Origin of the sequence: Ectopseudomonas composti (assembly GCF_001567565.1) — a bacterium.
GTDB classification, from domain to species: Bacteria; Pseudomonadota; Gammaproteobacteria; order Pseudomonadales; family Pseudomonadaceae; genus Aquipseudomonas; species Aquipseudomonas composti_A.
This window is the reverse complement of the sequence record NZ_LSSW01000024.1, coordinates 52,650-77,366: the sequence shown is the minus strand read 5'-3', so window position 1 is coordinate 77,366 and position 24,717 is coordinate 52,650. Positions and strand designations below refer to the sequence as shown.

General features: G+C 63.5%; 28 protein-coding genes. 12 read left to right on the top strand and 16 right to left on the bottom strand.

Features of this window, described 5'->3' with window-relative positions:
* Nucleotides 1-18: 18 nt before the first annotated feature.
* The 3 genes from PCLY_RS12405 to PCLY_RS12395 all read right to left on the bottom strand — a co-directional run bounded on the left by PCLY_RS12405 (nt 19) and on the right by PCLY_RS12395 (nt 2,109).
* Nucleotides 19-870, bottom strand: a complete 852-nt coding sequence (locus PCLY_RS12405) for a DMT family transporter (RefSeq protein WP_061239733.1) — start codon at nt 868-870, stop codon at nt 19-21.
* On the bottom strand, nt 867-1,202 hold the full coding sequence (locus PCLY_RS12400) for a tRNA-binding protein (RefSeq protein ID WP_061239730.1): 336 nt from the start codon (nt 1,200-1,202) through the stop codon (nt 867-869). Before PCLY_RS12400 ends, PCLY_RS12405 begins: the two co-directional genes overlap by 4 nt.
* Nucleotides 1,203-1,362: 160 nt before the next feature.
* Nucleotides 1,363-2,109, bottom strand: a complete 747-nt coding sequence (locus PCLY_RS12395; RefSeq protein WP_061240051.1) for a helix-turn-helix transcriptional regulator — start codon at nt 2,107-2,109, stop codon at nt 1,363-1,365.
* A gap of 134 nt (nt 2,110-2,243) precedes the next feature.
* On the opposite strand from PCLY_RS12395, the gene PCLY_RS12390 reads away from it, so the two are divergent.
* Both PCLY_RS12390 and PCLY_RS12385 read left to right on the top strand, forming a co-directional pair.
* On the top strand, nt 2,244-3,062 hold the full coding sequence (locus tag PCLY_RS12390; protein WP_061239727.1) for a UDP-2,3-diacylglucosamine diphosphatase: 819 nt from the start codon (nt 2,244-2,246) through the stop codon (nt 3,060-3,062).
* Nucleotides 3,059-4,099 carry a glycosyltransferase family 4 protein gene (locus tag PCLY_RS12385; RefSeq protein WP_061239724.1) on the top strand — a complete coding sequence of 347 codons (1,041 nt, stop codon included), beginning with the start codon at nt 3,059-3,061 and terminating at the stop codon, nt 4,097-4,099. The genes PCLY_RS12390 and PCLY_RS12385 overlap by 4 nt, the downstream gene beginning before the upstream one ends.
* A gap of 86 nt (nt 4,100-4,185) precedes the next feature.
* Here the strand turns inward: PCLY_RS12385 and PCLY_RS12380 are convergent, their stop codons facing one another.
* From PCLY_RS12380 to PCLY_RS12370, 3 genes are all read right to left on the bottom strand, one after another.
* Nucleotides 4,186-5,574, bottom strand: a complete 1,389-nt coding sequence (locus PCLY_RS12380) for an adenylate/guanylate cyclase domain-containing protein (RefSeq protein WP_061239722.1) — start codon at nt 5,572-5,574, stop codon at nt 4,186-4,188.
* Nucleotides 5,575-5,732: 158 nt separating this feature from the next.
* Nucleotides 5,733-6,320: an HD domain-containing protein gene (locus PCLY_RS12375; RefSeq protein ID WP_061239719.1), complete on the bottom strand. Its 588-nt coding sequence runs from the start codon at nt 6,318-6,320 to the stop codon at nt 5,733-5,735.
* Between the two features lie 43 nt (nt 6,321-6,363).
* Nucleotides 6,364-6,681, bottom strand: coding sequence for an Mpo1-like protein (locus tag PCLY_RS12370; RefSeq protein WP_061239717.1), 318 nt, complete (start codon nt 6,679-6,681; stop codon nt 6,364-6,366).
* 134 nt (nt 6,682-6,815) lie between these two features.
* Between PCLY_RS12370 and PCLY_RS12365 the strand changes: the two genes are divergently transcribed.
* Complete coding sequence (locus PCLY_RS12365; protein ID WP_061239714.1) at nt 6,816-7,829, top strand: AraC family transcriptional regulator; 1,014 nt, start codon at nt 6,816-6,818, stop codon at nt 7,827-7,829.
* Nucleotides 7,830-7,843: 14 nt separating this feature from the next.
* Here the strand turns inward: PCLY_RS12365 and PCLY_RS12360 are convergent, their stop codons facing one another.
* Both PCLY_RS12360 and PCLY_RS12355 read right to left on the bottom strand, forming a co-directional pair.
* Nucleotides 7,844-9,298, bottom strand: a complete 1,455-nt coding sequence (locus PCLY_RS12360; protein WP_061239711.1) for a TrkH family potassium uptake protein — start codon at nt 9,296-9,298, stop codon at nt 7,844-7,846.
* Between the two features lie 3 nt (nt 9,299-9,301).
* A complete protein-coding gene (locus tag PCLY_RS12355; RefSeq protein WP_061239708.1) occupies nt 9,302-10,756 on the bottom strand; it encodes a TrkH family potassium uptake protein in 1,455 nt (484 codons plus the stop codon).
* A 294-nt stretch (nt 10,757-11,050) separates the two neighbouring features.
* On the opposite strand from PCLY_RS12355, the gene PCLY_RS12350 reads away from it, so the two are divergent.
* Together PCLY_RS12350 and PCLY_RS12345 are read left to right on the top strand one after the other, a co-directional pair.
* Nucleotides 11,051-11,422: a YkgJ family cysteine cluster protein gene (locus PCLY_RS12350; protein WP_061239704.1), complete on the top strand. Its 372-nt coding sequence runs from the start codon at nt 11,051-11,053 to the stop codon at nt 11,420-11,422.
* A gap of 170 nt (nt 11,423-11,592) precedes the next feature.
* A complete protein-coding gene (locus PCLY_RS12345) occupies nt 11,593-12,153 on the top strand; it encodes a nitroreductase family protein (RefSeq protein WP_061239701.1) in 561 nt (186 codons plus the stop codon).
* A 12-nt stretch (nt 12,154-12,165) separates the two neighbouring features.
* On the opposite strand, the gene PCLY_RS12340 is transcribed toward PCLY_RS12345, so the two are convergent.
* The 5 genes from PCLY_RS12340 to PCLY_RS12320 all read right to left on the bottom strand — a co-directional run bounded on the left by PCLY_RS12340 (nt 12,166) and on the right by PCLY_RS12320 (nt 15,680).
* The gene (locus PCLY_RS12340; RefSeq protein WP_061239699.1) at nt 12,166-13,494 is read right to left on the bottom strand and encodes a sensor histidine kinase; all 1,329 of its coding nucleotides are present in this window, start codon (nt 13,492-13,494) and stop codon (nt 12,166-12,168) included.
* A 63-nt stretch (nt 13,495-13,557) separates the two neighbouring features.
* Nucleotides 13,558-13,965, bottom strand: a complete 408-nt coding sequence (locus tag PCLY_RS12335; RefSeq protein ID WP_061239697.1) for a Spy/CpxP family protein refolding chaperone — start codon at nt 13,963-13,965, stop codon at nt 13,558-13,560.
* 137 nt (nt 13,966-14,102) lie between these two features.
* A complete protein-coding gene (locus PCLY_RS12330; protein ID WP_061239695.1) occupies nt 14,103-14,780 on the bottom strand; it encodes a response regulator transcription factor in 678 nt (225 codons plus the stop codon).
* A 3-nt stretch (nt 14,781-14,783) separates the two neighbouring features.
* Complete coding sequence (locus tag PCLY_RS12325) at nt 14,784-15,164, bottom strand: hypothetical protein (protein WP_061239693.1); 381 nt, start codon at nt 15,162-15,164, stop codon at nt 14,784-14,786.
* Between the two features lie 216 nt (nt 15,165-15,380).
* Nucleotides 15,381-15,680, bottom strand: coding sequence for a YciI family protein (locus PCLY_RS12320; RefSeq protein WP_061239692.1), 300 nt, complete (start codon nt 15,678-15,680; stop codon nt 15,381-15,383).
* A gap of 276 nt (nt 15,681-15,956) precedes the next feature.
* Here PCLY_RS12320 and PCLY_RS12315 point away from each other — a divergent pair, with 276 nt between their 5' ends.
* The 7 genes from PCLY_RS12315 (at nt 15,957) to rluB (ending at nt 21,968) form a co-directional block, all read left to right on the top strand.
* Nucleotides 15,957-16,823, top strand: a complete 867-nt coding sequence (locus PCLY_RS12315; protein ID WP_061239690.1) for a PHP domain-containing protein — start codon at nt 15,957-15,959, stop codon at nt 16,821-16,823.
* 13 nt (nt 16,824-16,836) lie between these two features.
* Entirely contained in the window at nt 16,837-17,463 is a 627-nt protein-coding gene (locus PCLY_RS12310) for an L-threonylcarbamoyladenylate synthase (protein ID WP_061239688.1), read from the top strand.
* 71 nt (nt 17,464-17,534) lie between these two features.
* Nucleotides 17,535-18,749: a tryptophan--tRNA ligase gene (locus PCLY_RS12305; RefSeq protein WP_082768070.1), complete on the top strand. Its 1,215-nt coding sequence runs from the start codon at nt 17,535-17,537 to the stop codon at nt 18,747-18,749.
* A gap of 14 nt (nt 18,750-18,763) precedes the next feature.
* Entirely contained in the window at nt 18,764-19,588 is an 825-nt protein-coding gene (locus tag PCLY_RS12300; protein ID WP_061239684.1) for a segregation and condensation protein A, read from the top strand.
* Complete coding sequence (gene scpB, locus PCLY_RS12295; protein ID WP_061239682.1) at nt 19,585-20,394, top strand: SMC-Scp complex subunit ScpB; 810 nt, start codon at nt 19,585-19,587, stop codon at nt 20,392-20,394. Before PCLY_RS12300 ends, scpB begins: the two co-directional genes overlap by 4 nt.
* 96 nt (nt 20,395-20,490) lie before the next feature.
* Nucleotides 20,491-20,673: a DUF1289 domain-containing protein gene (locus tag PCLY_RS12290; RefSeq protein ID WP_061239679.1), complete on the top strand. Its 183-nt coding sequence runs from the start codon at nt 20,491-20,493 to the stop codon at nt 20,671-20,673.
* A 137-nt stretch (nt 20,674-20,810) separates the two neighbouring features.
* Nucleotides 20,811-21,968 (top strand): 23S rRNA pseudouridine(2605) synthase RluB, encoded by a 1,158-nt coding sequence (gene rluB / locus PCLY_RS12285; protein WP_061239677.1) that lies wholly within the window; start codon nt 20,811-20,813, stop codon nt 21,966-21,968.
* A gap of 76 nt (nt 21,969-22,044) precedes the next feature.
* Here rluB and PCLY_RS12280 read toward each other — a convergent pair whose 3' ends face one another.
* The 3 genes from PCLY_RS12280 to mupP all read right to left on the bottom strand — a co-directional run bounded on the left by PCLY_RS12280 (nt 22,045) and on the right by mupP (nt 24,714).
* A complete protein-coding gene (locus PCLY_RS12280; RefSeq protein ID WP_061239675.1) occupies nt 22,045-22,971 on the bottom strand; it encodes a GGDEF domain-containing protein in 927 nt (308 codons plus the stop codon).
* A gap of 243 nt (nt 22,972-23,214) precedes the next feature.
* Nucleotides 23,215-23,955, bottom strand: a complete 741-nt coding sequence (locus PCLY_RS12275; protein ID WP_061239673.1) for a YciK family oxidoreductase — start codon at nt 23,953-23,955, stop codon at nt 23,215-23,217.
* 87 nt (nt 23,956-24,042) lie between these two features.
* Entirely contained in the window at nt 24,043-24,714 is a 672-nt protein-coding gene (gene mupP, locus PCLY_RS12270; protein WP_061239671.1) for an N-acetylmuramic acid 6-phosphate phosphatase MupP, read from the bottom strand.
* Between the last annotated feature and the right edge of the window lie 3 nt (nt 24,715-24,717).

The window sequence follows — 24,717 nt, the reverse complement described above, 5'->3', positions numbered from 1 at the left end:
GTGTGCGCAGCGCTGGTTTCAGCGCGCCATTCGTGCTGAAACGAAGATGGCGCTGACGATCAGCAAGCCACCGGCCAGCATGCGCAGCGTCGGCTGTTCACTGAACAGCCACCAGGCGAACAGAATCCCGTAGACCGGTTCCAGCGCGAAAATCACCGCCGTGGTGCGCGCCTTGAGCACGCGCAGGCTGGCAACGAACAGGCTGTGGGCCAGCCCCGTGCAGAAGATGCCGAGCATCGCCAGCCACAGCCAGTCGAGGGTGCGCAGGCCGGGGAGTTGGGGCCAGGCCAGCGGCAGGAAGCAGAGCATGACCGTGAGGTTCTGGTACAGCGCGGCCTTTATCGGGTCGAGGCCGCGGGTGCTGGCACGGTTGAGCAGCGACAGCAGGGCGAACAGAAACCCCGACAGCACGGCCCACAGCAGCCCGACGGTGGCGCCGCTGTCGAGGCTGAATTCGGGCGTGACCAGGATCAGCCCGACGCACACCACACCGACCATGGCGAACTCGCTGGGGCGGGTGCGCTCGCGAAACAGCAGGCCTTCCAGCAATACGGTGAACGCCGGGAAGCTGGCGAAACCCAGGGTGGCGATGGCCACGCCGGAAACCTTCACCGACTCGAAGAAGGTGATCCAGTGGGTGCCCAGCAGCAGGCCGCCAAGTGCCAGCAAAGCCATTTGTCGCAGGTTTGGGCGAACCGCGTGACGGCTGCGCCAGAGCAGCGCGGCCAGGCTCAGGGCCATTACCGCGAAAAAGGCGCGGCCGCCTGCAATCATGTTCGGCGTGGTGGCCGCCAGTTTGCCGAAAATGCCTGAAAGGCCGAATAGCAGGGCGCCCAGATGAATCGCCAGCAGGGCATTACGTTGGGTCATGCCAGGCGCGCACCGTTGGGCAATGGTTTATCGAAGCCGGCCAGGACGACACGGTTTTCACTGTCATAGACACCGGTCACCAGCACCTCCGAGCGCACCCCGGCGATACGCTTGGGGGCGAAGTTGCACACGCACAGCACCTGACGACCCAGCAGCTCTGCGCAGTCATAGTGGGCGGTGACCTGGGCGCTGGAGGTCTTGATACCCAGTTCACCGAGATCCACCTCCAGGACGAACGCTGGCTTCACGGCTTTTTCATTGGGACGAGCGCTGCGAATGGTGCCGACGCGCAGCTCCACTTTCTCGAAGTCCTGCCATTCGATGGTTTGCATGGGGTTCTCCCTCTCGATGATGCCGCGCAGTCTAGGTGGCGCAGGTTGCCGCTGTCTGTCGCGGGAATGAGGGGTTTTGTCGCCAGACTCTCGGCGCCCAAGGATCTGGCCGGGGCCCCGGATCGATCTGACGGCGGATGCAGGGGGATCGATGAGATCGCTAGCGCGTACGACGCAGCTGTCTTGGGGTCATGCCCAGATGACGGGAGAGGGCCGCGGTGAAGGCGCTCTGCGAACTGTAGCCAACCTGTGCGGCGATTTCGCCAACGGCCAGATCGCTGCTGCGCAACAGGTGCTCGGCCATGTGCAGGCGCCGCTGGCGGATGTGCTCCATGGGCGTGCGGCCGGTTTCAGCCAGAAAGCGGGCATGCAGACGTGCCACCGAAAGACCGGCCAGGCGCGCCAGGTCTGCCACCTGCAGCGGATGGGCCGCGTGCTGCTCGATATAGTGATCGAGCGCAGCCATCGGCAAGCCGGGCGGCTCACTCCGTTGGCGGTTGCAGGCCAGGCTGCCGAGCAGCAGCGCCGCACCCTGGCCGGCGATCACTGCATCGTTGATCGGGCTGCTGGCCAGCCAATTGAGTAATTGACCCTGCGCCGGGTCGAGTTGCAGGGCGTTGGGCTTGTCCAGCAGGCGCTGGATATCGCTCGCATGGTGGCCAAGCTGACGCTGCAGCCAGTCGTTGGCCGGCAGGTCCAGCACCAGGCACTGGCTGCCGCGCGGGCTGCCGCAGGTATGCCGCGCTTCGGCCGGCACCACAGCCAGATGATGGCGCAGTACCCGACTACCCTGGCCGTCTACCTCGAATTGCAGCTCTCCCGTCAGGCCGAATACCAATTGCGCATGGTTGTGGCTGTGGCTGAGCACGTCGTGGCTGTAGTGACGCAGGGACAGGATCGGGTGCATGGCGGTTTCCTCGGCAACCGCCGCAGTGTAACGCCAGGGACCTTGCAATGCGGTGTCATGCAATGGTCTTTTTCCTGTCACAAGGTCTTCACTGCCACGCCTCAAGCTCGACTAAACCCAGCCGGAGGCCGCCCATGACCAGCGCCCAGCTCGCCAAGCCCAGCCGCAAACAACGTGTCCGTACCCTGTGGATCTCCGACGTGCACCTCGGCACTCGCGATTGCCAGGCCGAGCACCTGGCAGCCTTCCTCAAGCGCTATCACGCCGATCGCATCTACCTGGTGGGTGACATCATCGATGGCTGGAAGCTGCGCGGCGGCATCTACTGGCCACAGGCGCACACCAACGTGATCCGGCGCCTGCTGACCATGAGCAAGCGCGGCACCGAAGTGATCTATGTCACCGGCAACCACGACGAATTCCTGCGCCGATATTCGAGCCTGCTGCTGGGCAATATCCAGCTGGTGGACGAGGCGGTGCACGTCACGGTCGATGGGCGCCAGTTGCTGGTGATCCATGGCGATCAGTTCGACGTGATCACTCGCTATCACCGTTGGCTGGCGTTTCTCGGCGACTCGGCCTACGAGTTCACCCTGACCCTCAATCGCTGGCTCAATCACTGGCGCAGCCGCTGGGGCTACGGCTACTGGTCGCTGTCGGCCTACCTCAAGCACAAGGTCAAGAGTGCGGTGAATTTCATCAGCGACTTCGAAGAGGCCATCGCGCATGAGTGCGTCAAGCGCGGCTTGCAGGGCGTGGTCTGTGGTCACATCCACCATGCCGAAATCCGCCAGGTGAGCGGGGTGGAGTACATGAACTGCGGCGACTGGGTGGAGTCCTGCACGGCGCTGATCGAACACTGGGACGGGCAGATCGAACTCTATCGCCTGGCCGAGGCGCAGGCGCGACAGGCCAGCGAGGAGCAGGCCGTCGCCCTCGAGACGGGCGCATGAGGATACTGATCGTCTCCGACGCATGGACGCCCCAGGTCAATGGCGTGGTCACCAGTCTGGCGGCATTGGTTGGCGAACTGCGCGGGCTGGGACATCAGGTCAAGTTGTTGTCGCCCGCCGATTTTCGCGCCGTACCGTGCCCCACTTACCCGGAAATTCCGCTGGTGTGGGACCTGTGGCGCGTCGGTGCGGTGATTCGCGACTTCCGTCCTGACTGCGTGCATCTGGCCACCGAGGGGCCGCTGGGGTGGGCGGCGCGGCGCTGGTTGGTCAAGCGCAGGCTGGCCTTCTCCACGGCGATCCATACGCGCTTTCCCGAATACGTCAGCACGCGCTGGCCGTGGATCGCACCACGCTTCGGTTATGCCTTTCTCCGAGCTTTCCACCGCCCCAGCCAGGCCGTGCTGGTAACCACCGAACGCCTGCGTGAGGAATTCGCCAGCTGGTCACTGCAGCGCCTGCAACTGTGGCGCAAGGGGGTGGATACCCAGCTGTTTCGGCCGGATGAAACGCGCCCTCGGCCGGCACGGCCGGTGTTCCTCTACGTCGGGCGTATTGCTCCGGAAAAGAACCTGCAGGCCTTTCTCGATCTGGATCTGCCTGGCGACAGGTGCGTGGTGGGTGATGGCCCGCAGCGCGAGGCGTTGCAGCTGCAATATCCGCAGGTGCGTTTCCTCGGTTATCGCCATGGCCAGGCACTGGCCGAGATCTACCAGCAGGCCTCGGTGCTGGTCTTCCCCTCGCGCACCGATACCTATGGCCTGGTAATGCTGGAGGCGCTGGCCTGCGGTACGCCGGTGGCTGCGTTCCCGGTGGCCGGTCCGCTGGATGTGCTGCAACAGGGCATCAATGGCGTGATGGACGAGGATCTGCGCGCTGCCTGTCTGGCTGCTCTGGAGCTGGATCGGGAGCGTTGCGCTGAGCTGGCGGCCGTGCAGTCCTGGCGCGCTTCGGCGCTGGAGTTTCTGGCGATGCAGCCGTTGATCGACGGCGAGCCGATGGTCGTGGCTGAGGCGTTGCCGGATACCGCGTTGTAGGCAGTTGTTTCGCGGCTGAGGCCGCTCCTGCGTTCATGCAAACGCCGGCCGGGCTTCAGTCGGAAGCGCCTCCAGGGGCGTCGGCCTCAGAGAATGACCTTGTCACGCAGCTTCTCGGCCGCCTGGTTGAGCGCCTGGATCACCCGCTCCTTGTCGAAGTTCTGAATGCCGTTGGTGTCCAGGTACATGGAGAAGCCCGGCAGCTCGTGCTCGACGTAGCTGGAGGTGGCGCCGAGGTCGCGACGGAAATCCACCACCTGGTAGATTTGCACCGGGCGGCTGAAACCCTTGACGGTGATCTGGCCTTTGTCGCGGCACATGATCACGTCCTTGATCAGCGAATAGGTCTCGTGGGAGATCAGGATTTCACCGGCTTCGGCCGCGCTTTCCAGCCGGCTGGCAAGGTTCACGTCGCGGCCGATGATGGTGTAGTCCATGCGCGTGTCAGCGCCGAAGTTACCCACCGTGCAGTAGCCGGTATTGAGGCCCATGCGGATTTCCAGCGGCTTGGTGATGCCCTGGGCGCGCCACTGCTGGCGCAGTACTTTCATGTGCTTGCGCATGGCGATGGCCATGGACACCGCTGCCACCGCATCCTTCTTGGCGCCGTTGCTGCTGGGGTCGCCGAAGAACACCATGACGCAGTCGCCGATGAACTTGTCGATGGTGCCGCCGTATTTCAGGCTGATCTTCGACATCTCGTTGAGGTAGGTGTTGAGCAGGTCGGTCAGCGCTTCGGCCTCCAGCTCTTCCGACAGCTCGGTAAAACCCTTGATGTCGGAGAAGAACACCGTGAGCTTCTTGCGCTGGGTTTCCAGGCGCACGCTCTTCTTGCCGGTGAAGATCGACTCCCAGACCTGCGGTGACAGGTATTTGGCCAGGTTGCGCGCCAGACGCGCGGCCTTTTCCTGCTCGCGCTTGATCTCGCTGCGCACCTGAGCCAGGCGCAGGCCCTGCTGGTTGACGAAGTAGGCGGTGATGCAGATGTACAGGGTGGCGAAGAGGATGCTGACCAGCGCCACCAGAGTCGGCGTCTCGGTATTGGGATGAACCCCAACCAGCGCGGCGCACAGCGCCATGCCGCTGGCGGCGACCAGCAACGCCAGGCCCAGGTAGCGCATGCCGCCGATGACCAGGGCACTGAAGCACAGGATCAACAGGAACATCAGGCTGGGTACCACAGAGAAACCCAGCAGCACGCAGGCTGCGCCGGCATGCAATGCATCGAAGAACAGCAGGGCGAGATCGGTTTGCGCGGGGTAGTCGCGTTTGAAACGTCGACTCAGGTTGTGCGCCAGATGAGGGTAGAGCAGGGCGTAGGGCACCATCCACAGGATGTCGTAGGCGAAATGCCCCACATAGGTGCCGGCGGCGATACTGGCGGCTGTGGCGATATAAGCCAGCACGCGCGAATAGTATTCGCGCAAAGGCGGCGTCGGCAGCCCGTTGGCACGGCTGGTGGTTGCTGGCTTCATCTGCTGGAACTGTCCCTGCTGGATTTCTGGCGTCTCTGCTGGACGCCTGGCTGGTCTGCAAGACCTGAGCCAGAGGCTCGCTGGGCGGGGATCATAACCAAGGGGGTGGCGGCCAGCCAAGCACGGCCGCCGAACGGTGGCGTAACAGTGGCCAGCGGTCAGGCGCCCGAGCGCTCCATCGCGGCCAGGTAAATGGAGTTCTTCGGCTGGGCGAAGACGCGCTGCAGCATGGGTTCGAAGAAGCTCAGCGGCAGGCTTTGGTACTCCGGGTCGAAGGCGGCGGCGTCGTACTTGGCGCAGAAATCGATGGTCGCCTGGTACTGCGGATGGTCCTTGAACTGCTCGCGCAGATGACGATCCATGCCCAGGTGATGGAGGAAGTAGTAGCCCTGGAAAATGCCATGTTTCTCCACCATCCAGTGGTTCTCGGCACTGACGAAAGGTTTGAGGATGGCCGCAGCGATGTCCGGGTGGTTGTAGCTGCCGAGGGTATCGCCGATGTCGTGCAGCAGCGCGCAGATGACGTACTCCTCATCGCGGCCGTCGTGATAGGCGCGGGTGGCTGTCTGCAGCGAGTGGGTCAGGCGGTCCACCGCAAAGCCGCCGAAATCGCCGTCGAGCAATCGCAGGTGAGCGAGGATGCGCGCAGGTAACTGGGCGGCGTAGGCGGCGAAATCCTGGGCGATGATGGCCCAGTCCTCGGCCTGGCCGTCTTGCATATGGGTAAAGCGGGCTCGGCTGTTCATGGTCGTTCTCGTTCTTATTGTTGTGGTGGATTGGCGTTGTGTGTCAGAAGCGAATCCGGCCGGTGAAAGCGTCCTTGAGCATCACCCAGTCACCCATCAGGCTGTACAGCGGGTAATCGAAGGTTGCCGGGCGGTTCTTCTCGAAGACGAAATGGCCGACCCAGGCGAAGCCGTAACCGGCCACTGGCATGGCCAGCAACCACAGCCATTGCTGGCTGAGCAAGGCATAGGCGAGGATCGTCAGCACCAGCAGGCTGCCGACGTAATGCAGGCGGCGGCACACCGGATTGCTGTGCTCCTGCAGGTAGTAGGGGTAGAACTCGGCGAAGCTCTGGTAGCGTTCGGTGGTCGGGGCGGTCATGGCGCACCTCCTGTCATTGTCACTGTCGAGTCTAGGTCGGCTGTCTCCCTGGGCCACTGACTTAAAGTGCCAGTCTAGTATCCTTGCGCCGCCAAGCCTGTCCTGGCTGGCCGATTGATCATAAGAACAAGACGATGAGCGAAAGAACCACATCTTCGACCTGGGCATTGGCCATCGTGCAGGCGCTGGAGCTTGGCGGCGTCGATTGCGTCGCCCTGTTCGCCGAGCTAGGCATGGATTACGCCGCGTTGAACGACCCGGATGCGCGCTACCCGCAGGATGGCATGACCCGCTTGTGGCAGCGTGCCGTGGCGTTGTCGGGCAACCCGGCCATCGGACTGAACATGGCGCAGGTGGTACGTCCGGCGTCCTTTCATGTGGTGGGTTATGCGCTGATGTCCAGCCGCAACCTGCGTGACGGCTTCACTCGCCTGGTGCGTTATCAGCGCATCATCGGTGAGGGCGCGGATCTGAATTTCCTGGCGCAGCCCGACGGCTACGCGCTGACCCTGGCCATTCATGGTGATCGCCTGCCACCCGCGCGGCAAAGCGCGGAAGCGTCGATGGCCTACTGCCTGGCGTTCAGCCGCTGGATGACCGGCAAATTGATCCGGCCGCGTGAGGTTCGACTGCAAGGCCCGGCACCTACTGATCTGGCGCCCTATCAGCAGGTGTTCCAGGCGCCGTTGAAATTCAACGCCGAGCACTACGGGCTGATCTTCGAGCGTGCTGACCTGGAGGCGCCGCTGCCCAGTGCCAATGAGGCGCTGGCGCAGCTGCATGATCGTTTTGCCGGCGAGTACCTGGCGCGCTTTTGCAGCAGTCGTGTCACCCACCAGGCGCGTCAGGTGCTGTGTCGCCTGTTGCCGCAGGGCGAGCCGCGCCGTGAAGTGGTGGCGCAGGCGCTGCATCTGTCGCAGCGCACCTTGCAGCGGCGTTTGCAGGAGGAGGGCACCAGCTATCAGCAGTTGCTCGACGACACCCGTCGAGAGTTGGCCGAGCAGTATCTCGGGCAGGTCGATCTGACCCTGCTCGAAGTCGCTTACCTGCTCGGCTTTGCCGATCCGAGCAACTTCTTCCGGGCTTTCCGTCGCTGGTTCGGAGAAACGCCAGGCGAGTATCGGGGGCGGCGCGGGCTTGCCGGTTGAGCTTCAGCTGTCGATCAATGGCGCCAGAAGGCCGGGAACAGTAGCACCAGCACGGTGAGGATTTCCAGGCGGCCGAGCAGCATGCCGAAACTCAGCAACCATTTGGCCATGTCGGGAATCGCGGCATAGTTGCCGGCGGGGCCGACCATCTCGCCCATGCCGGGGCCGACACCGGAAACCATCGCCGCAGCACCGGTCAGGGCGGTGATCCAGTCCACCCCACACATGGCCACGGCCAGTGCGAGGCTGGCGATGGTGATGGTGTAGAAGAAGGCGAAGGCCAGGATCGAGCGGACAATGTCTTCATCCAGACGGTGGCGGTTGTACTGCTGCTTGATCACCGCGCGTGGGTGGATTAGCTGCTTGAGGTTGGCCTTGAGCAGGATGTAGGCAACCTGGAAGCGGAAGATCTTCAGGCCGCCGGCGGTGGAGCCGGAGCAGCCGCCGACGAAGCCTAGGTAGAAGAACATCATGCTGGCGAACGGGCCCCACAGGTGGTAATCGCCTACGGCAAAGCCGGTGGTGGTCATGATCGAGGTGATGTTCACTGCGACCAGGCGCAGCGCATCGAGCCAATACAGATCGGTGGTGAGCCATTTCCAGCCAGCCAGGACGAACCAGCTGCCCACCAGCAACAACAGGAACCCATGTACCTGCGCATCGCGAAACAGTGCGCGGTAGTTGCCGCGCAGGGCGCTGACATAGAGCACGAAGGGCAAGCTGCCGAGCACCATCACCACGATGGCGACCCAGTGGATCGCTGGCTGCTCCCATTTGCCCAGTGACGAGTCCGAGGTGGAGAAGCCTCCGGTGGCGATCGCCGACATGGCGTGGTTGATCGAGTCGAACAACCCCATCCCCGCCAACCAGAAGGCCAGAACGGCGAATGCGCTGAGGCCGACGTAGGCCAGCACCATGTACTTGGCGACCATGTGCGAGCGCGGCATGACCTTTTCCGAGCGATCCGACGACTCGGTCTGGAACAGGCGCATGCCACCGATACGCAGGATCGGCAGGATCGCCACGGCCATGCCGATGAAGCCGATACCGCCCAGCCAGTGCAGCAGCGAGCGCCAGATCAGGGTGCCGGGAGACATGTGGTCGAGGCCGCTGAATATCGTGGCGCCGGTGGCGGTGATGCCGGACATGCTTTCGAAATAGGCGTCGGTAACGCTCGCGCGTTCGGCGAAGATGAACGGCAGCGCCGCGAAGATCGACACCATTACCCAGCTCGACACCGTCAGCATGTACATGTCGCGTGGGCGCAGTTGCGTCTGCTGGGGCCGGCCCTGGGCGATCATGGCGACGCCGACGATTGCGGTGATCAGGCTCGACCAGAGAAAGGCATCGATGCCCTGCGGCTGTTCGAAGATCAGCAAGGTGATGACCGGCACCAGCATGCTCAGCGCCAGGGTGACGAGGAAGATGCCGTTGATGAAGGCAAGGATGCGCAGACTGGCTAGAGGCATCGGTCAGTGTTTCCAGAAACTGCGGGTGATCAGCACCAGCACGGTCAGAATTTCCAGGCGGCCGAGCAGCATGCCGGCACTGAGCAGCCACTTGGCCGAATCCGGCAGGCTGGAGAAGTTGCCGGCCGGGCCGATGATCGGGCCAAGGCCGGGGCCGACGTTGCAGACGGCAGTGGCGGCACCGGTCAGCGCGGTGACCCAGTCCAGCCCGGTCAGGGTCAGGGCCAGGGCCAGTACGCCGATGGTGATGGTGAAGAAGAAGGAGAAGGTGATCAGTGAGCGAACGATCTCTTCATCCAGATTGTGGTTGTTGTACTGCTGCTTGATCACCGCGCGTGGGTGCACCAGCTGCATCAGGTTGGCCTTGAGCAGCACGTAGGCGACCTGAAAGCGGAAGATCTTCAAACCACCGGACGTTGAGCCGGAGCAGCCGCCAACGAAGGTCAGATAGAAGAACAGCAAGATGGCGAAGCTGCCCCAGGTGGTGTAGTCGCCGAGCGCGAAGCCGGTGGTGGTGACCACCGAGGTGACGTTCACCGCGACGATGCGGAAGGCGTCGAGCCAGGCGTACTCCGAGTTGATCCACAGCCAGGTGCCGAACACCAGCCAGGTCAGCAGCAGAAAGCCGATGAAGCCGCGAACCTGGTGATCCTTGAACAGCGCCTGACGATTGCCGCGGACGAAGGCCACGTAGAGCATGAACGGCATGCCGCCGAGCAGCATCAGGGCTACAGTCGTCCAATGCACGGCCGGTTGCGACCAGTGTGCCAGGGACGAGTCAGAGGTGGAGAAGCCGCCGGTGGAAATCGCTGACATGGAGTGGTTGATGGCGTCGAAGGGGCTCATGCCCGCCGCCCAGAATGCCAGGAAACCCAGCAGGGTCAGGGCGAGGTAGATCAGCAACAGGTACTTGGCGGCCATGTGCGAGCGCGGCATCACCTTCTCGCCCCAGTCCGACGACTCGGTCTGGAACAGGCGCATGCCACCGACGCGCAGCAGCGGCAAAATCGCCACGGCCATGCCGATGAAACCTATGCCGCCGAGCCACTGCAGCATCGAGCGCCAGATCAAAATACCGGGTGACATGCTGTCCAGGCCCACCAGCACGGTGGAGCCGGTGGTGGTGATGCCGGACATGGTTTCGAAGATGGCGTCGGTGTAACTGATGTGCGCGATCAGCATCAGCGGCAGCGCGGCGAAGGCGCAAACCACGGTCCAGCTGCCGGTCGTCAGCAGGTACATGTCACGCGGGCGTAGCTGGGCATTCTCCGGGCGGCCGGGTATCACCAGCGCAAGGCCGGCGATCAGGGTGATCATGCCGGACCAGAGAAAGGCACTGAGATCTTCCGGGTGTTCGAAGATCAGCAGCGTCAACATGGGGATGCCCATGCTGAGCGCCAGGGTAATGAGAAATATGCCGATGATGAAACCGATGATGCGCAGCGTCGGCAAGGCCATGTAGAGGGCTCTGGCGGATTGTAAAAGTGCGCCATTCTACCCGCGGACGGGCGGCTGTAAACCGCCGCATCCGGGCTGTATGAAAACGTGACGAGCGAAGGTCAGGCCAGGCAAGAACAAGCGAGAAAGCGCAGTTTACGAGCTGTAAATGAGCATTTTAAGCCTGTTTTTAACGCAGCATGGCCGAGCGCAGTAGTTTTCACACGAGCCCGGTGAGGGGGCTTTACAAGCGCATGACCAAGCATAGAATAGCCGCCAGTTGCCGGCGTCCGCCGGTTTCCGAGTTCTCCTCAAATGTCCGAAGCTAATCCCTGCCTCACGTGCGGCGCCTGCTGCGCGTTTTTTCGTGTGTCCTTCTTCTGGGGCGAGTGCCAATCCGCGGGCGGTAGCGTTCCGGACGAGCAGGTCATCCAGATCAGCCATCATTACGTTGCCATGCGTGGCACCGAGAGCAAGCCGGCGCGCTGTACCCAGTTGTTGGGTGATGTCGGCTGTGGCGTGCGTTGCACTATGTACGAGCAGCGTTCCAGCAGTTGCCGCGAGTTCGAGGCGTCCTGGGAGAACGGTGTGCACAATCCGCGCTGTGACGATGCACGCAAGGCCCATGGCCTGCCGCCGCTGACGCCGCCGGTGCAGCCGGTGATCACGCCTGATCGGGTCGCCTGACGGTGGCTGCAGGCTGGCATGTGGCCCGGATGCAATCCGAGGCCGGCAATCGGGATTGCATCCGGGCTGCGGCTTGACGGGCTTCTGACATCCGCTGCGTTCATTACTCAGCTTGCGGCGTGCGGCTTGCAGCATTGAGAATGCACCTTCTTTGTTTTTGGAGGTGGCCGATGGAGGCTCTCGACGCTCTGCTCAACCGTGTTTCCGTTCCTCGGCTGGTCGAACCGGCTCCGGATGCCGCGCAGCGTGATCTGCTGTTTCGTGCCGCTCTACGTGCCCCTGATCATGGTCAACTGCGGCCCTGGCGTTTTCTGACGGTCGAGGGCCAGGCGCGTGAGCGCATGGGCGAGTTGTTCGCCGAGGCCCTGCAGGTGGCCGATGCCCAGGTGTCGCCCGAGGCGCTGAACAAGGCGCGTGGCATGCCACTGCGCGCACCATTGCTGGTGGTGGTGATCGCCCGCGTTCAGGCGCATCCCAAGGTGCCTGCGTCCGAGCAGGTGATCGCGGCTGGCTGTGCGGCTCACGGCATCCTGCTGGCGGCGCATGCCCAGGGTATCGGGGCGGTCTGGCGTACCGGAGACATGGCCTACAACGCCCATGTGGGCAAAGGCCTGGGCCTGGCTGCGGACGAGCAGGTCATTGCCTATCTCTATCTCGGCACGCCGGAACGTGAGTTGCGCCGTGCCCCGCAAGTGCTCGTCGAGGACTTCGTCAGCGCCTGGCAGGGCTGAGCGAATAGCGCTTCAGCCTGCCTGCTGTGTGGCCGGCAGGCTGAGCGTGGCGATGAAGCCGCCCTCAGGATGGTTGGCCAGCAGCAGCTCGCCACCATGGCGTTGAGCGGCCCTGCGGGCGATGGCCAGCCCGAGGCCGTGGCCGGAATTGCTCTGGCCGGGCGCGCGAAAGAAGGGTTCACCCAACTGTTGCAGGTGCTCGCTGGCTACGCCCGGGCCATGGTCGCGCACGCTCAGTGCGACATCCGATCCCTGGCGCTGCACGCTGATGATGACCGGTCGATCCGCCGGACTGAAGCGAAAGGCGTTGCGTAGCAGGTTGTCCAGTGCGCGTTCCAGCATCTCCGGCCAGCCTTCCAGGCGTGCCCCGGGGTCGAGATCGATCTGCAGTCGTTGTTGCGGGGCGGTCAGACGCGCGTCGTCCTGAAGGTTGTCGATCAAGGCGCTCAGGTCGACGCTTTGTGCTGCGCCCGGGTCTGCATCCAGACGGGCCAGGGCAAGAATTTCACTGATCAGCGTTTCCAGCCGATCGCATTCCTGGCTTAGCCGTGGCCAGAGTTTTTCCCGTTCCGCCGCATCGGCGCGCTCGGCCAGGGCCAGAGCGATGCGCAGGCGTGCCAGGGGCGAGCGCAACTCGTGAGACACATCGCGCAGCAACTGGCGCTGGCTGCCGATCAAGCCCTGCAGGCGCTCGCCCATGCGGTTGAAGTCCTTGGCCAGCAGGCCCAGTTCATCGCGGCGGGTGGCCAGGCGAGCCAGGCTGTTCTGCTGGTAGGCGGTCTGGCCGAGGTCATGCACGGCACCGCGCAGGCGATCCAGCGGACGGGTGATCGACAGCGTCAGCATCAGGCTGAACAGCGTCAGTACCACCAGGGCGATGGCGATAGCACTGAGTGGCCAGAACAGGCTGCCACGGTGCCAGGCTGCCAGCTCCGGGTGTGGGATCCGGTAGATGAACAGGTAGCTTTCGCCGCTTTCCGGGCTGGTGTATTCGGCCGTCAGGCGGCGCCATGGCAGGCGCCGGTCATCGCCGTGACGGGCCTCGAAGGCTGCTGCGCGTGATGGGAAGGTGCCTTTGACCAGTTGCTGGCCGCTCTCGCCAAGTACCTGGGTGTCGATGCGGTACTTACGCTTGCGTTGCTCGAGGAAGTCCTGTGCGGCTGCCGGCCCCTGCTCCTCGTAGCGCTTGACCCATTTGCTGTCGAGGCCGTCCAGGCCTGGGTGCAGGCTCAGGATCCAGGCGTCCTGGTTGAGCGCGCGCCCGAGCAGCAGCGACAGGCCTGCGACCAGGGCGATGGCCAGCCAGAAACTCGCCAGAATGCGCCAGAACAATGAACGCACGGTGATTCCTCATGCAAAAGCCGCCGGGCTCGGAGAGCGCGGCGGCGGGTCAAAGAGAGTGGATCAGTTGGTCTTGCTGTCCTTCTCGGCCTTCCAGGCCTTGAACTCGGCCATCTCGGCGCGACGGGCCTGCATTTTCTTCTGGTGCTCGTCGAAGGCTTTCTGCTGCTCGGGGTTGAGCAGGTCACGCAGCGCCTTGTGCTGATCGGCGCGGGCCTTGTCCAACTCCTTCTTCATGGCCTGTTTCTCGGCTTCCGGCAGCTTGTCCAGGTAGCGCTTGGTGATGTCGCGATGGGTCTTCATCTGCTCGCCCATCAGTTTGCGGAATTCCTGGCGCTGCTCCTGGCTCAGGTTGAGCTCCTTGAACATGCCGTGGTCGCGCTCATGGTGGCGTGGGCCTGCCTCGGGCATGGCGAAGGCCAGAGTCGGCAGCGTGGCAGCGAGCAGCAGGGCGGTGAGGGTCTTGCGCATGGGGATTCTCCTTGTCTCGAAACCGGTAACGACCGGATGGGCTCATTATGCGGCGGTCAAGGTCAAGGGCAGTCAGGCGTGGGTAAAGCTTGGGTAAAGACGATGTTGCGGCTTATTTACGCTGCACGCAGGTGTGCTCACTGCGCGTAGTAGTAGCCACGCCCGCGCAGGGCGAGAATGCGCGGGCGACCGTCAGGGTGCGGGCCGAGCTTCTTGCGCAGGTTACTCACGTGCATGTCCAGGCTACGGTCGTAGAGCGTCAGCTTACGGCCCAGCGCCAGTTGCGCCAGGGCCTGTTTGTCCACCGGCTCGCCCGGTTGCTGCAGCAGGGCTTCGAGCAAACGGCTTTCGGAGAGTGTCAGGGGGATGTCGTGCTCGCCGATGCTGACCACGCCGCGATTGGGGCTGAAGCTGAGGTCGCCCAGCTGCAGCTGGCTGCTGGCCGGTGCGGGCGCGGTGCGGCGCAGCACGGCCCGCAGACGCGCGGTCAGCTCGCGCGGATCACAGGGCTTGGCCAGATAGTCATCGGCGCCCAGCTCCAGCCCGAGGATGCGGTCCAGCGGCTCGCCGCGGGCGGAGAGCATCAGCACTGGCAGCTCCGGATGCTCGCCGCGTAGCTGCTTGAGCAACTCCAGGCCGCTGCCGTCCGGCAGCATCACATCGAGCACCACGGCGTCAGGTGCCTGCGTGAGGAGGGCCTGGCGGGCCCCCGCAGCCTCGTGGCAGGCGGTGACCTGAAAGCCCTCCTGGGTCAGCCAGCTGGCCAGCAGCTCGCAGAGTTCCTGGTCATCATCGATCAGCAGCAGGCGGCTCATGGCTCAGTTGATCCACTCGCGGCGGGTCTTGCGGCGACCGCGCAGCAGGGCGCCGAACACCACCGAGACCAGGCTCAGGGCAGCGCCGAGGGCAAACCAGGTCTGCTCCTCGCTAAGCAGTCGCGGCTGGCTCTGTGCCTGGCTTTCCTTGAGTTGCACACGCAAACGCTGGTTTTCCTGGCGCAGGCGTTGCAGTTGCACGGTACTGCTCTCTTGTTGCTCGTTGCGCAGTTGCTCGCTTTGCGCCAGACGTTGCTCCAGTTCCTGGCGCTGATTGTCGACGCTTGCCGCCGGAGCCTGTGGCTGGGCGAGTTCTTCTTCTGCCTGTAGCGACGCGCAGCTCAGCAGCAGGGTGACCAGCAGGGATAGCGGGATCGAGCGCATCGCGATTCCTTTTATGCAAGAGCAGCGTAGGTGGCGCTCTGTCGGAGGATATTTACAAATTGCTGCGTTCGGCCAGGCTGCGTGGAATCAGCCTGAAAGTGCTCATGTACAACTCGTACACCGCGCTTTTTCGGGCCAGCCGTCGTCTGAGTTGAGACCGCTGGTGGTTGCGCCTTGCCTTGCCTGGCCTGCGCTGGCTGCTTTGTAAACAGTCCCTCAGGGCAGCACTTTCTTGAAAGGTTTGACCACGACATTGGCATACACGCCGGCTGCGCGATAAGGGTCGGCATCGGCCCATTTCTGCGCGGCTTCGAGGGATTCGAACTCGGCAACCACCAGGCTGCCGCTGAAACCCGCTGGGCCTGGATCGTTGCTATCGACAGCCGGATGCGGGCCGGCCAGCAGCAGGCGACCTTCCTGCTTCAACTGCTCCAGACGGGCGAGATGAGCGGGGCGGGTAGCCAGGCGATTTTCCAGGGAGTTTTCGACGTCGGTGGCGATGATGGCGTAGAGCATCTCAATCCTTATTGGGGGTCGAAGCGCGGAGGGAAGAAGCATTTGGGTGCCGCTAGAAACCTTAGGTGAGGCAGTCAGCACAATACCGATGGCGGCCCCGCAAAAACAGACGAAGAAGCGCAGTTTACGAGCCGTAATAGGCACTTTTAGCCGGTTTTTAACAGGGTGATGGCCGCGCAAGCGGTTTTTAGCGGTATCCATTTACGCCACACAGCAACAGCCTTGGCGCTAATGTGGGGCATAATAACAAACATCAAACTCAACGAAAGCGCCGCCATGATTGTCGATTTGCACTGCCACAGCACCGCCTCCGATGGCGCCCTGGCCCCCTCCGTACTGGTGGGACGGGCGTATGAGCGGGGTGTGCGGCTGCTGGCACTGACCGATCACGACACCCTGGAAGGCCTCGATGAGGCGCACCGTGCTGCCGAGCCGTTGGGTATGCAGTTGGTCAATGGCATCGAGTTGTCCTGTACCTGGGGTGGGGCGACCATTCATGTATTGGGCTATGCCTTCGAGCGCGACGCCCCGGCGCTGCGAGCGGCCATCGAGGCGCTGCATCACGGGCGCTGGCAGCGTGCCGAGGAGATCGATCGCCGGCTGGCGGCCAAAGGCATGCCGGGGGCGCTGGAGGGCGCGCGAGCCGTCCAGCAGGAACTCGGTGACAGCGGTAACGCGCCGGCGCGGCCGCACTTCGCCGAGTTTCTCGTGCGTGCCGGTCATGTGCGTGATCGTGCCGAGGCATTTCGCAAGTGGCTGGGCTCGGGCAAGTTGGGCGACGTCAAGCAGCATTGGCCTATGCTGGAAGAAACCATTGCCACCTTGCGTTCGGCCCGCGCCTGGATCAGCCTGGCGCATCCGTGGCAGTACGACTTTACTCGCAGTAAGCGTCGACGCCTGGTGGCCGAATTCGCGGCGGCCGGTGGCCATGCCCTGGAAGTGGTCAATGGCATGCAGCCGGCCGAACAAGTCGGAGGCCTGGCGATTCTGGCGCGTGAGTTCGGCTTGATGGCCAGTGTCGGCAGCGATTTCCATGCGCCGGGCGACTGGTCCGAGCTGGGCATGTACCGGCCTTTGCCCGATGACCTGACCGCGCTCTGGGAGCGCTTCGAACATGAACAGCCATCCGCTGTCACTTCATGAGCAGGGAGCAAGTGTGAGTCAATTTTTCCAGATTCATCCGGAAAACCCACAGGCACGCCTGATCAAACAGGCCGTGGAAATCATTCGCAGCGGCGGTGTGGTGGTTTATCCCACCGATTCCTCGTACGCACTGGGCTGCGCCATCGGCGACAAGAATGCGGTAGAGCGCATTCGCCGTTTGCGTCAGCTCGACGACAAGCACAACTTCACCCTGGTTTGCCGCGACCTTTCGCAGATCGGCCTATTCGCCAAGGTCGACACCGCCTCCTTTCGCCTGCTGAAGAATCACACCCCGGGGCCCTACACCTTCATCCTCAACGCCACTCGCGAGGTGCCGCGCATGCTGCTGCACCCCAAGCGTCGCACCATCGGCATCCGCATTCCCAGTCATCCCATCGCCCTGGCGTTGCTGGAGCAGTTGGGCGAGCCGTTGATGAGCGTCAGCCTGATCATGCCGGGCGATGAGCTGCCGATGTCCGACCCCTATGAAATGCGCCAGATCCTCGAGCATCACGTCGACCTGATCATCGATGGTGGCTTTGGCGGGCTGGAGGCCTCTACCGTGGTCAATCTAGCTGACGAAAGCCCTGAAGTCGTGCGCGTCGGTTGCGGCGACCCGACGCCCTTCAACGATCTCTGACGCAGCGTTTTCCGTTGTGGCTGCGGCTACCCTATACTCCGCGATCTTGTCTGGATTATGGATAGAACGGTTTGAGCTTTAACGACTCCGAGCGTCGGGTGCTATCAGGGATGCGTCCGAGCGGTCGTCTGCATCTCGGGCACTACCATGGTGTGCTGAAGAACTGGGTCAAGTTGCAGCACGAGTACGACTGCTTCTTCTGCATCGTCGACTGGCATGCACTGACCACCGACTACGCTGAAGCCGGCCAGCTTTCCCAACACGTCATGGACGTGGCGGTGGATTGGCTGGCTGCAGGGGTAAGCCCCAGCTCCGCGACGCTGTTCGTGCAGTCGCAGGTGCCGGAGCATGCCGAGCTGCATCTGCTGCTGTCGATGATCTGCCCGCTCAGCTGGCTGGAGCGTGTGCCGTCGTACAAGGAGCAGCAGGAGCGCCAGAGCGGCAAGGACCTTTCCACCTATGGCTTTCTCGGCTACCCGCTGCTGCAGGCGGCGGACATTCTGCTGTACCGTGCCGGGCAAGTGCCGGTGGGTGCCGATCAGCTCCCGCATATCGAATTTGCCCGCGAAGTGGCGCGACGGTTCAACCACCTATATGGCAGCGAACCGGATTTCGAACTGAAGGCCGAAGCTGCCATCGGCAAGTTGGGCAAGAAGGTCGGCAAGCTCTACTCCAACCTGCGCAAGGCCTACCAGGAGCAAGGTGATGCCCAGGCGCTGGAGACGGCGCGCGCCCTGCTCAAGGAGCAGACCAGCATCACCCTGGGTGATCAGGAACGTCTGTACGGTTACCTTGAAGGCGGCGGCAAGGTGATCCTGGCTGAGCCACAACCGATGATCTCGGAGTATTCGCGAGTACCGGGGCTGGATGGGCAGAAGATGGCCAAGTCCACCGGCAACGCCATATTCCTGCGCGACAGCGACGCCGAGATCGAGGAAAAACTGCGGCGCATGCCCACCGATCCGGCGCGGGTGCACCGTGACGATCCGGGTGAGCCACAGCGTTGTCCGGTCTGGCCGCTGCATCAGCTGTATTCCAGCGACGAGCAGTTGCATTGGGTGGTCGAGGGCTGTCGCGCCGCCTCGATTGGCTGTCTCGATTGCAAGAGCGTGCTGTGCTCGTCTCTGCAGGCCGAGCTGATACCACTGCAGCAGCGCGCCATCGACTACGAGGACAGCCCGGACCTGGTGCGCAGCATCCTTGCCGAAGGCGCCGAGCACGCGCGTGACGAGGCGCGTGAAACCCTGGCCGAAGTGCGTCTGGCCATGGGCCTAAATTATCGTTGAAGGAGCGCCCGTCGATGAGTGAGCCCGCCACGCCAGCCGCCGACAGCCAGGCCGGTGCCCAGCAGGAGCTGCCGTTCGCCCTGGTCTATGGCGAGGCCGTCACCGAGCTGCCGCTGGACCTCTACATTCCCCCGGATGCGCTGGAGGTCTTTCTCGAGGCCTTCGAGGGGCCGTTGGATCTGTTGCTCTATCTGATTCGCAAACAGAACATCGACATCCTCGACATCCCGGTCGCCGAGATCACCAAGCAATACATGGGCTACGTCGAGCTCATGCATTCGGTACGTCTGGAACTGGCTGCCGAATACCTAGTAATGGCCGCCATGCTTGCCGAGATCAAGTCGCGCATGCTGCTGCCGCGCTCGGCCGAAGCTGAGGAAGAAGAGGACGACCCGCGCGCCGAGTTGATTCGCCGCCTGCAGGAGTACGAGCGCTTCAAGGCGGCTGCCGAGGGTATCGACGAACTTCCGCGCGTCGGCCGTGACGTCACCGTCCCCAGGCTCGATGCTCCCGAAGCCAGGGCGCGCAAGCTGCTGCCGGACGTCAGCCTGGAGGAAGTGCTGCTGTCGATGGCCGAAGTGCTGCGCCGCGCCGACATGTTCGAAAGCCACCAGGTTACCCGTGAGGCCCTGTCCACCCGCGAGCGCATGAGTGAGGTGCTGGAGCGTCTCAAAGGCGGAGCGTTCGTGCCTTTCGTCGAACTGTTCGCGGCCGAGGAGGGGCGGCTTGGTGTGGTCGTGACCTTCATGGCGGTGCTCGAATTGATCAAGGAATCCCTGGTCGAGCTGGTGCAGAATGAGCCATTTGCCGTCATTCACGTCCGAGCCCGTGCCGAATGAACCTCAACGACCCCAAAGACCTGGCCCAATTGCTCGAAGCCTTTTTACTGGCTTCCGGCAAGGCACAGTCGCTCGAACGCCTTTTCGAACTCTTCGAAGAGGGTGAGCGGCCCGAGCCGCAGCAGTTCAAGGCCGCGCTGGAAGTCCTGCGCCAATCCTGCGAGGGGCGTGCCTTCGAGTTGAAAGAGGTGGCCTCGGGCTACCGCCTGCAGGTGCGCGAGCGCTTCGCTCCCTGGGTCGGCCGGCTCTGGGAGGAGCGCCCACAGCGTTATTCCCGCGCCTTGCTGGAAACCCTGGCGCTGATCGCCTACCGCCAGCCGATCACGCGCGGCGAGATCGAGGATGTGCGCGGCGTTGCAGTCAACAGCAACATCACCAAGACCCTGCTCGAGCGTGAATGGATTCGTGTGGTGGGCTATCGCGACGTGCCGGGGCGCCCGGCGATGTTCGCCACGACCAAGGGCTTTCTCGATCACTTCAACCTGAAAAGCCTCGACGAACTGCCGCCGCTCGCCGCCTTGCGCGAGCTGGAACCGGAGCCTGAACTGGCGCTAGACGACGAGGCGGAGGTGCCGGCTGGGCTGCAGGCGCGCGCCGATCTGGCGTTGCAGGAAGATGGCGAGGCCGTCGAGCCGCGTGAGGAAACCAGCTTCCGCAGCCTGCTGGCCGAGCTGGATACCATGGAGCAAGGGCTCAAGACCGATTTCGATGACCTGCGCCTGGCCGAGGAAGACGAGGCAGGTGAGTCTGATGAAGCAGTCGAAGATGACCTGGCCGACCTGGACGGCGATCAGTCGTTGCATTGAGCGCGTTTAAGCCGTTTATCGAATACTTCAATCTCGCTGCCGCTTGCCCGGCCTTTATTCTTGCGCCCATCCGATCCTGCCGTTTCAGGAGATCCCATGAGCAAGAGCCCGTGCATCAAGGTCTGTGAGTTCGAGAAGGACATTTGTCTCGGTTGCGGCCGCAGTCGCCAGGAAATCAAGGGCTGGAAGCGCCTGGGCAAGGGCGAGCGTCTGCTTCTGCTGGCCGAGGCCGATATGCGACTGCTGGCGCTGGAGGCGACCGGGCGGCGCAAGTTCTGATTACGCCGGAATTCGTAAAGCGCGCCGTTCTGCGCTTTTCGCTGTCGCCTGGCCGAGCCTCGGCTACCCTAAGAGCGCTGTAGTGCGTATGATGCGCGCCCTTCGATCATCCTTTACTACACCGGGAGGTGCCCAAGATGACTGAGCACGAACAACCGCGTCCTGCAGGCGAGAAACTGCAGAAAGTCCTGGCCCGTCTCGGGCTGGCTTCGCGCCGCGAAATCGAAACCTGGATCGCCGAAGGGCGGGTCAAGGTCAATGGCGCTGCCGCGACCCTGGGCCAGCGCGTCGATGCCAACGACGCCATCGCCCTCGATGGCCGCTTGCTCAAGCGTGAAGAAATCACCGGCTCGGTACGCCGTGTGCTGATCTACAACAAGCCGGACGGCGAGATCTGCACCCGTGACGACCCGGAAGGCCGCCCGACCGTATTCGACCGCCTGCCGCGTCCCAAAGAAGGGCGCTGGATCAACATCGGTCGCCTCGACATCAACACCACCGGCCTGTTGCTGTTCACCACCGATGGTGAGCTGGCCAACCGCCTGATGCACCCCTCCTATCAGATGGACCGTGAATACGCGGTGCGTGTGCGCGGCGAGGTGACCGAGGAAATGCTGGAGAACCTCAAGACCGGCGTGATGCTCGAAGATGGCCCGGCCAAGTTCACCGACATCAAGGAAGCGCCCGGTGGCGAAGGCTTCAACCACTGGTATCACTGCGTGGTCATGGAAGGGCGCAACCGTGAGGTGCGTCGTCTGTGGGAGTCCCAGGGCTTGGTAGTGAGCCGTCTGAAGCGCGTGCGTTTCGGTCCGGTGTTCCTGACATCCGAACTGACCATGGGCCGCTGGCGGGAAATGGACCAGCGCGAAGTCGACATCCTCAGCGCCGAAGTCGGCCTTACTCCGCAGGCACTGCCGGCGATGAAGGAAAAGACGCGCGAAAAGCTCGACCGCCTGCAGCGCAAGTCGGCCAAGCCTGTGGAAGTGCGTGGCAAGCGTGTATTGCGTCCGGCGAAAGATGAGGCAGGCGCCGAAAACGCTCGCCCGAGCCGTGCTCCGCGCCGCGAGGAAGCCGAGCAGCGTACGCCACGTGGCCCGCGCAAAGAGGGTGGTGAGCGTCGCGAGAATGGTCGTGGCGCACCCATTGCGGAGCGTCCGGGTGACGTCAAGAAGCGCCAGCCGCGTCCGGCCGTTGAGCTGGCCGATCGTCCGGCGCGCAAGCCACGCCCGGCAACGCCTGGTAAGCGCCCGCCGTCTGGTGACGGCCAGCGCCCTGGCTTCGGCCGCAAGCGCTGAGCAACGAAAAGGGACTCCGCGGAGTCCCTTTTTTCATTCTGGCCCGACTTGCATCCGGGCTATGCAGAGCAGCTTTTCAGCCCGCCATGGACAGGCGATTGCGACCTTCGCGCTTGGCGACATACAGCGCGTTGTCAGCGCGGCGCAACAGGCTTTCGCTCGACTCGCCCGGCAGCAGGCTGGAGCAGCCCAGGCTGATGGATACTTCGATGGGTCGGCCGGCATCCAGGCATTGCAGCTCCATCACTGCAAAGCGCAGGCGCTCGCCCACCAGCGCCGCCCCTTCGCGGTTGGTGCCGGAGAGAATGACCAGAAATTCCTCGCCACCGTAGCGAAAGACCATGTCGATGTTACGCAGCTGGTTCTTCAGGGTCTGGGCCACCGCTTTCAGCACCTCGTCGCCAAGCGCATGGCCGTGGTTGTCGTTGATGCTCTTGAAGTGGTCGATGTCGAGCATCAGCAGCGACAAGGGTTGCAGGTTGCGGCGGGCCAGATCCACCTCGCGCTGCAGCACTTGGTCCATGGCGATGCGATTGCCGGTATCGGTCAACGGGTCGCGCAGCGCGCTTTGCAGGGCCGTGCGGTAGAGCAGGGCGTTGCGCAGCGGGAACAGCAGGCTGGCCAGCAAGGATTCCAGCTGGGTCAGTTCATCTTCGGCAAAGCGCTGCTTGCGGCGGAAAATCAGCTCGCCCAGGTATTCGCCCTCATGGCTCAGGCGGTAGCCGGCCGAATGAGGGGCGCGCTCGCCCAGCTCTAGGCGCAGATCGTGCGACGGATGCTGGAAGGCCAATGCATCGAGTGGCACCAGGCGCTGCACTTCGCGAAAGAACAGCGTGAGGATCCGTTCCACGTCCAGGCTGGTCTGCAGTTGCAGGCTCAGTTGGTGGCGCAGCTCGACCAGGCTGGCAGGCTTGAGCGGCAGGTTGCGCGTGCCGGTAAAGCCGAGACGCTGCAATTTGGCAGCGTCGAAATCGATGGTGTTGGACTGGCTGGGGGGGACCATGGAGCTGAACCTCTGGCGCGATGGTGCGACGAGAGGGTTAGAGCGAATTTCATGCCAGGTGGTTCAAGATAGATAAAATCTCTTTTAAATCAGTTTGTTAGGTGTTCTTTAAGGGCGAGGGCCGGCAAGCGATTGCCGGTTGTCTGACGGCGGTACTGGCAATGTGCTGCCGCCCGGCAAGGGGCGCGGCGGATTTCTGTCGTGCCATGGCCCGTTGATTGCCAGCGGGCCATGGCATGGGCCCTATTGCGCGTCGAATGCCTGGCCGTTGACGCCTTTGCTGTCCGGGCCCATCAGGTAGAGGTAGAGCGGCATGATGTCCTCGGGCAGCGGGCGCGTAGCCGGGTTCTCTCCTGGGTAGGCCTGGGCGCGCATGGCCGTGCGGGTCGCCCCCGGATTGATGCTGTTGGCGCGCACGCTGGCGATGCCGTCGAGCTCGTCCGCCATGACCTGCATCAGGCCCTCGGTAGCAAACTTCGATACCGCGTAGGCGCCCCAGTAGGCGCGACCCTTGCGCCCGACGCTGCTGGAGGTGAAGGCGACGGAGGCATCCTCCGAGAGCTTGAGCAGCGGCAGCAGGGTGCTGCTGAGCATGAACATGGCGTTGACGTTGATGTGCATCACGCGCATGAAGTTATCGCCGGACAGCTGCTCCAGCGGCGTGCGTGGGCCGAGGATCGAGGCGTTGTGCAGCAGGCCGTCGAGGCGGCCGAATTCGTTCTCGATCAGCACCGCCAGTTCGTCGTACTGGTGCGGCAGGGCGGTTTCCAGATTGAAGGGGATCACCACCGGCTGCGGGTGACCGGCCGCCTCGATCTCGTCATAAATCTGGCTCAGGTTGGCTTCGGTCTTGCCCAGCAGCAGCACGGTCGCGCCGTGGGCGGCGAAAGTCTTGGCGGCGGCGGCGCCGATACCGCGGCCGGCACCGGTGATCAGGATGACGCGATCCTTGAGCAGGTCGGGGCGGGCGGTGTAATCGAACATGTTCTGGGTCCTTCGGGGAGCATTGATTGGTGCGGCGGGCCTGACCCGCCAAATAGCCTGACGACGGGCGGCGCCCGCTTTATACCTTCAGCAGCTGCACAGGGCGCGGTCGAGAATCGCGCGCAGCTCCTGGGGCTGGTCGACGACCACGTCGGCGCCCCAGTTGCGCGGGTTGTCTTCGGGGTGGATATAGCCGTAGGTCACCGCCGCAGTACGGCAGCCGGCGGCGCGGCCGGACTCTATATCGCGGGCATCGTCGCCGATGAACAGCACTTCCTCGGGTTTGACTCCCATTTGCTGGCAGGCGAGCAGCAGCATGTCCGGCGCCGGTTTGCTCTGCTCGACGTGGTCGGGGCAAACCAGTACCGCCGAGCGCCCCGCCAGATTCAGGCCTTGCATGATCGGTTCGGCGTAGCGCAGCGGCTTGTTGGTGGCAACGCCCCACAGCAGGCGTGCCTGTTCGATGTCGTCGAGCAGGGCTTCGATGCCGTCGAACGGGCGGGTGAGCACGGCGCAGTGTTGCTGGTAGCGCTCCAGAAACTCCTGGCGCAGGGCTTCGAAGGCTGCCGAGTCCGGGGCTGCGTCGAAGGCGCAGGCGACCATGGCGCGTGCGCCACCGGATACCTGGTCACGAATGGCCTTGTCTGCCAGGGGCGGCAGGCCGCGGGCGGCGCGCATGGCCTGGGTGATTGCGATGAAGTCCGGCGCCGAGTCGAGCAGGGTGCCGTCCATGTCGAAAAGAACTGCTTTCAAACGCATGCG

Excerpts from the sequence above, each read along its gene's own strand:
- PCLY_RS12355 (WP_061239708.1), bottom strand. The coding sequence starts at position 10,756 with ATGGCCTTGCCGACGCTGCGCATCATCGGTTTCATCATCGGCATATTT.
- PCLY_RS12395 (WP_061240051.1), bottom strand. The coding sequence starts at position 2,109 with ATGCACCCGATCCTGTCCCTGCGTCACTACAGCCACGACGTGCTCAGC.
- PCLY_RS12370 (WP_061239717.1), bottom strand. The coding sequence starts at position 6,681 with ATGACCGCCCCGACCACCGAACGCTACCAGAGCTTCGCCGAGTTCTAC.
- PCLY_RS12375 (WP_061239719.1), bottom strand. The coding sequence starts at position 6,320 with ATGAACAGCCGAGCCCGCTTTACCCATATGCAAGACGGCCAGGCCGAG.
- PCLY_RS12345 (WP_061239701.1), top strand. The coding sequence starts at position 11,593 with ATGGAGGCTCTCGACGCTCTGCTCAACCGTGTTTCCGTTCCTCGGCTG.
- PCLY_RS12400 (WP_061239730.1), bottom strand. The coding sequence starts at position 1,202 with ATGCAAACCATCGAATGGCAGGACTTCGAGAAAGTGGAGCTGCGCGTC.
- PCLY_RS12275 (WP_061239673.1), bottom strand. The coding sequence starts at position 23,955 with ATGTTCGATTACACCGCCCGCCCCGACCTGCTCAAGGATCGCGTCATC.
- PCLY_RS12365 (WP_061239714.1), top strand. The coding sequence starts at position 6,816 with ATGAGCGAAAGAACCACATCTTCGACCTGGGCATTGGCCATCGTGCAG.
- PCLY_RS12320 (WP_061239692.1), bottom strand. The coding sequence starts at position 15,680 with ATGCTCTACGCCATCATCGCCACCGACGTCGAAAACTCCCTGGAAAAT.
- PCLY_RS12300 (WP_061239684.1), top strand. The coding sequence starts at position 18,764 with ATGAGTGAGCCCGCCACGCCAGCCGCCGACAGCCAGGCCGGTGCCCAG.
- PCLY_RS12390 (WP_061239727.1), top strand. The coding sequence starts at position 2,244 with ATGACCAGCGCCCAGCTCGCCAAGCCCAGCCGCAAACAACGTGTCCGT.
- PCLY_RS12330 (WP_061239695.1), bottom strand. The coding sequence starts at position 14,780 with ATGAGCCGCCTGCTGCTGATCGATGATGACCAGGAACTCTGCGAGCTG.
- PCLY_RS12335 (WP_061239697.1), bottom strand. The coding sequence starts at position 13,965 with ATGCGCAAGACCCTCACCGCCCTGCTGCTCGCTGCCACGCTGCCGACT.
- PCLY_RS12280 (WP_061239675.1), bottom strand. The coding sequence starts at position 22,971 with ATGGTCCCCCCCAGCCAGTCCAACACCATCGATTTCGACGCTGCCAAA.
- PCLY_RS12290 (WP_061239679.1), top strand. The coding sequence starts at position 20,491 with ATGAGCAAGAGCCCGTGCATCAAGGTCTGTGAGTTCGAGAAGGACATT.
- PCLY_RS12360 (WP_061239711.1), bottom strand. The coding sequence starts at position 9,298 with ATGCCTCTAGCCAGTCTGCGCATCCTTGCCTTCATCAACGGCATCTTC.
- rluB (WP_061239677.1), top strand. The coding sequence starts at position 20,811 with ATGACTGAGCACGAACAACCGCGTCCTGCAGGCGAGAAACTGCAGAAA.
- PCLY_RS12315 (WP_061239690.1), top strand. The coding sequence starts at position 15,957 with ATGATTGTCGATTTGCACTGCCACAGCACCGCCTCCGATGGCGCCCTG.
- PCLY_RS12380 (WP_061239722.1), bottom strand. The coding sequence starts at position 5,574 with ATGAAGCCAGCAACCACCAGCCGTGCCAACGGGCTGCCGACGCCGCCT.
- scpB (WP_061239682.1), top strand. The coding sequence starts at position 19,585 with ATGAACCTCAACGACCCCAAAGACCTGGCCCAATTGCTCGAAGCCTTT.
- PCLY_RS12350 (WP_061239704.1), top strand. The coding sequence starts at position 11,051 with ATGTCCGAAGCTAATCCCTGCCTCACGTGCGGCGCCTGCTGCGCGTTT.
- mupP (WP_061239671.1), bottom strand. The coding sequence starts at position 24,714 with ATGCGTTTGAAAGCAGTTCTTTTCGACATGGACGGCACCCTGCTCGAC.
- PCLY_RS12385 (WP_061239724.1), top strand. The coding sequence starts at position 3,059 with ATGAGGATACTGATCGTCTCCGACGCATGGACGCCCCAGGTCAATGGC.
- PCLY_RS12325 (WP_061239693.1), bottom strand. The coding sequence starts at position 15,164 with ATGCGCTCGATCCCGCTATCCCTGCTGGTCACCCTGCTGCTGAGCTGC.
- PCLY_RS12405 (WP_061239733.1), bottom strand. The coding sequence starts at position 870 with ATGACCCAACGTAATGCCCTGCTGGCGATTCATCTGGGCGCCCTGCTA.